The 4,409-nt window shown below is 59.6% G+C and carries 6 protein-coding genes; 2 read left to right on the plus strand and 4 right to left on the minus strand.

What is annotated here, in order from left to right:
* The 4 genes from NW857_RS06370 to minC form a co-directional block, all read right to left on the minus strand.
* Positions 1–248: cation:proton antiporter (locus tag NW857_RS06370; RefSeq protein WP_414368359.1), on the minus strand; the 248-nt coding region annotated here is incomplete at its 3' end.
* A gap of 234 nt (positions 249–482) precedes the next feature.
* A complete protein-coding gene (minE, locus tag NW857_RS06375; RefSeq protein ID WP_414335782.1) occupies positions 483–833 on the minus strand; it encodes a cell division topological specificity factor MinE in 351 nt (116 codons plus the stop codon).
* 80 nt (positions 834–913) lie between these two features.
* Positions 914–1,720, minus strand: coding sequence for a septum site-determining protein MinD (gene minD / locus NW857_RS06380; protein ID WP_414335781.1), 807 nt, complete (start codon positions 1,718–1,720; stop codon positions 914–916).
* Positions 1,717–2,460 (minus strand): septum site-determining protein MinC, encoded by a 744-nt coding sequence (gene minC, locus NW857_RS06385; RefSeq protein WP_414341945.1) that lies wholly within the window; start codon positions 2,458–2,460, stop codon positions 1,717–1,719. Before minC ends, minD begins: the two co-directional genes overlap by 4 nt.
* 548 nt (positions 2,461–3,008) lie before the next feature.
* On the opposite strand from minC, the gene NW857_RS06390 reads away from it, so the two are divergent.
* Entirely contained in the window at positions 3,009–3,470 is a 462-nt protein-coding gene (locus tag NW857_RS06390) for a hypothetical protein (protein ID WP_414335779.1), read from the plus strand.
* 60 nt (positions 3,471–3,530) lie between these two features.
* Positions 3,531–4,346: a DUF2993 domain-containing protein gene (locus NW857_RS06395; RefSeq protein WP_414335777.1), complete on the plus strand. Its 816-nt coding sequence runs from the start codon at positions 3,531–3,533 to the stop codon at positions 4,344–4,346.
* Positions 4,347–4,409 lie beyond the last annotated feature (63 nt).

Raw genomic sequence — 4,409 nt, forward strand, 5'->3', positions numbered from 1 at the left:
CGTTGCAGCCGCAGGTTCAGCCCCCCCTCAAACAGGATCAGAGCCACCGCCAACGACACCAGCGCCTCCAGCCCGGATCCCATAACCTGGGGGTGAACCCAGCTCAGGCCATCCGGGCCCAGCAGCACCCCAAACAGGAGCAGGAAAACAATGCTGGGCACCTTGACAAAATTGGCCAGGACTTGAGCTGCGATCCCGGCCACTAGGGCCAGCGTAAACAGGATCGTCAGCTCAAAGGAGTTTTCCATGCCGAGGCTCAACCTCCCTTAGCGAGAACTCTGTCCCAGCAGTTCTGTCTTGGTTAGCGTTGGGGCCACAGAAGGTTGACATGAACAGGCTGTTAACAACTACAAGTCGCTCCGGGCCGGGACAGACACAGGTGGGAGCAGCGAGAAAGCATCTTGACGAACAGGCAAACTCTGGCCGAATGTAACACTTTTATGTAACACCTTGAAGTTACTGCTCCTTGAGTCTAGGGTAGCTCAGGCCGAAGGTGAACTCAAATGGCCGCCCTCGGAGGGGGCAGCTCCCTGTTGCAGGCTGTCCTCTTGGCAGGGGCCGGCCTCCGCCAGGGGCTTGACACGACGAATGGGCAGGTTGGCGATCAGGGCCGTCGTCCCCCCTTCTGCCGCCAAGTGAAATTGCAGCCCCTCCGCATCCAGCTCCACATAGCGGGACACCACCCCCAAAATCTCCAGCCGCATCGCTTCCAAGGCTGCCGGGGTGAGGTCGGTGCGGTCGTGGGCCAAGATCAGTTTCAGGCGTTGCTTGGCCTGCTCGCGGCTGCTGCCGGAGTGGCGGGAGAAAAGCTGATCTAAGAAATCGAGAAGCATGGGCCTTAGCGGTAGCTGGAGTCAGTCGTCAAGGCGAATGGGGATGGGCAAACCCAATCCAAATCAGGCAGAAGAGCCATTCAAAGCACCTTTTGGTTTAAAAACCGCTTGGCTTTTTCCCAGAAAGACTCACCCAAGCTGGCCAACTTGGGGAATTCCACCGTCTCCCCTTCCAGCCGTCGGGCAATGCGCTGGATGGCCTGAGCAGCCAGAGTTGGGTTGGCCGAGAGGACTAGGGGCTCCCCTTTGTTGGTGGAGACGATCACCTCCCGGTCTTCTGGAATGATACCCACCAAGGGGATGGCCAGCACCTCCACCACGTCTTCCACCGACATCATCTGGCCGGCTGCCACCATATCGGGGCGCAGGCGGTTGACGATAAGCTGGGTCGGTGCAATTTGTGCAGCTTCCAACAAGCCCACTACGCGATCTGCATCCCGCACTGCCGCCACCTCCGGGGTGGTGACGATGAGTGCCTCGCCGGCCCCCGCGATGGCATTGCGAAACCCCTGTTCGATCCCTGCCGGGCAGTCGATCAGCACATAGTCGTGGCTGCCGGCCAGCTTCTCGATCAACTGGCGCATCTGATCTGGGTTGGCCGCCGTTTTGTTGCGGGTTTGGGCTGCTGGCAACAGCGAGAGATTGGGGGTGCGTTTGTCTTTCACCAACGCTTGTTCAAGGCGACATTCCCCCGCAATCACCTCTAGAGCCGTGTACACCACCCGATTCTCCAGCCCCAGCAACAAGTCCAGGTTGCGCAGGCCAAAGTCGGCATCCACCACCACCACCGAGCGACCCAAGCGCGCCAAGGCAGTGCCCAGGTTGGCCGTTAGGGTGGTTTTGCCCACCCCGCCTTTGCCAGAGGTTACGACAATGACTCGGCTCATACCCCCCTCCGCAGAAAATCCTGAAGGCTGGCAATGCAGATGGCATCCTCCTGCAAGTAAACCACCTCTGGCGTGTCGGGGGGGGATCCACCCTCGGGTGGACGGGCCACCTGATCGGCAATGCGCAACTGAGTCGGCTCCAACTGCAAAGCCAAGATCACAGCACTCCTATCTCCCTCGGCGCCGGCATGCACCAGCCCTCGCAGACGTCCCCAAACCCAAATGTCTCCGCCCGCAATGATCTCGCCGCCAGGGTTGAGATCCCCCAGCAAGAAGACCGAGCCGCGGTGGCGCACGGACATTCCCGAGCGCACTGTGGATCGCAGGTAGAGGGGGGTGGTATCCGGAGGGACAGGGGGAATCGCCTCTAAGGGGGAAGATTGTTCCACAGAATAGCCCAGCGTCGCCGCCGCAATCGCCGTCGAGCGGGATCCGGTTTGGACGCGCCACAGTTGCAGTCCATGCTGGGACAACAGGGCAGCAAGGATTTGTAAGGCAGGCATGTCCAGCTCTCGCCCTTGGCACCACAGGGTCAGGGGGGCCACTCCTGCCCAGTGGGGTTTGCGGCTGCGCAACTGCCACACCAAGTTCTCCCAAACTTCTTCCCAGGTCAGGGTGCTGGGCAGGTGCAGATGGATCCCTTGGGCATCCGAGCGAAAGTACACACTGCCCGTAGCCCAGGAGTCTGGAGATGGGGTAAGCGGGGAGATTTCAGGGTTCCATGTAGGGGATCCCATCATAACGGCGCCTGAACATTTGCCCGAATATAGAGCCTCATCCTATTCCATTCTTCCCCAGGGGTATGGTGCAATTTTTGGCCAAATCGCTCAACATGGCCTAGTCAGCTCCGGCAGCTCCACTTGGCCTGCGCAATCTCTCCCCCAAACCCAGCGCACCGAAATCGAGATCTTGCCTGTGCTGCCGGTTTTACACTATAGCCCAGCGCCAATAGACATGAGGGATCCCCGCCATCGATCTGGCCAACTCACTCCAGCGCTAGTGTACCAACCCTTTTGGGTCTTGCGCAGGGGTGTTCAATGGGTTGCATCTGGACAACCATGAGCTCAAGAGCAGAACACAGGGTCAGTTTGAAGAGAGCGCCGAGCTGTGCCCAGCGGATCCCATATCCAAGTTTGGTTTATAATCTTTTTAGATTTCGGCTTAGCTTGGATTTGAAGAGGTCAACTTTAGCCTGGCTGAGCTGTACGGCTCTTCTGCAGCGCCCCACTGGGTCTAGATCCTTTCCCGTCCTGTTTGGTTTGTTTTTCTATCAACTTGGGAGATTCTTATGGCCGTTCCCAATGGTCATTCCAGCACGCTTCCAGAGCAAGAAGCCTCTTCTGTGGGAAAGGACTCCGTCTCGCCAACGCAGATGGGTAGCCCTCTGAACCTGGCTCCTCTGCCTGCTGAGGGGGCCTCTGCTCAGATGCCGGTACTGCTGACGGAGAGATCCGGCCCGCCCGTCTTCCCCAGCCCTGTCAAGTTCAGCAAGATCGAGATCGACCACCGTCCGGTGGGGGCTTCGACCCTGAAGGTGGTGGATTACTATGCCGACGGACGTCCGGTTGCCGCCGCAACTCTTAAGGTTGTGGATACCTGGGGCGAGGGGCGCCCAACGGTTGCCTCGGGGGCCAAATTCATCCATGATCCCGCCCTCAATCGTCCGGTGATGGCCGATGGCCTGAAAATTGCCAAAACCTTCCTGGGCAACCGCCCCATCGAGGCCAGTCCCCTCAAGGTGCTGCGCTAGCCGGGATCCCCAAGATGGCCCCTTTGCTAACCTGGGCTGGGGCGCATCAGGGTGGTGAGTATGGAGCTCCTGGCGATTCTCGTGGGGCTGTTGGCAGGCTTGGGAGGAGGAGCAGGCTATCTGGCAGATCAGACGGCACGGCAGCTTTTGCTGGATCAGTTGGATCGGGCCGAGGTTTTGGAGGTGCGCATCCAAAGCCGGCCCAACTACCGTCTGCTGAAGGGCCAAGCGGATCGCCTGCTGATTGCCGGTCGCGGGCTGTATCGGGCCCCTTTCCCCCGCCTTGAGCTTCTCGAGTTGGAAACCGATCCGGTGGCGATCGATCCCTCTTTTTTTCAGGGGGCTCCCCTGCGCCTGGCGCGACCTCTGCAAGCTGCGGTGCGGGTGGTGGTGCGAGAAGAGGACTTGAATGCTGCCCTCAACCTGCCAGAGGTGCTCCGCCAGTTTCAGGATATTCAAGCAGATCTGCCCTTTGGCGGAGCTGGCAGGGAAGCTCGCCGTTTTGACCTGCGTCAGCCCCGCGTCGAGTTTTTGGATCCCAACCGTATTCAGCTTTCTGCCCTCTTGGTGGAGCGGGACGGCGGCACCGAGCAGTCGGTCGAAGTGGTGTTCAACGCCGGGATCCGGGTGGAAGAAGGGCGCAGCCTCAAGCTGGAGAATCCGGAGTTTGTCATCGGTTCTGTACGGGTTCCTGATGAGATCTCAGCAGCCTTCTTGGGCGGGCTCAATAGGGTGTTTGACCTGCAAGAGCTGGAAGAGATCGGGATCCTGCTGCGGGTGCTCAGCCTAGAGATAGAACCTGACCAATTGCAGGTGATTGGGTTTGTGCGGGTGGAGACGCTGGAGAAGATCATGATCCCTGACGCGGACGGCTAGAGATCCCGGTTGAGCATGGATGCAATCTTCAGCTAGAAACCGCAGGAGCCCCGCCCTGTACCC

This window comes from Synechococcus sp. H55.9 (assembly GCF_047462355.1).
Taxonomy (GTDB): Bacteria; Cyanobacteriota; Cyanobacteriia; order Thermostichales; family Thermostichaceae; genus Thermostichus.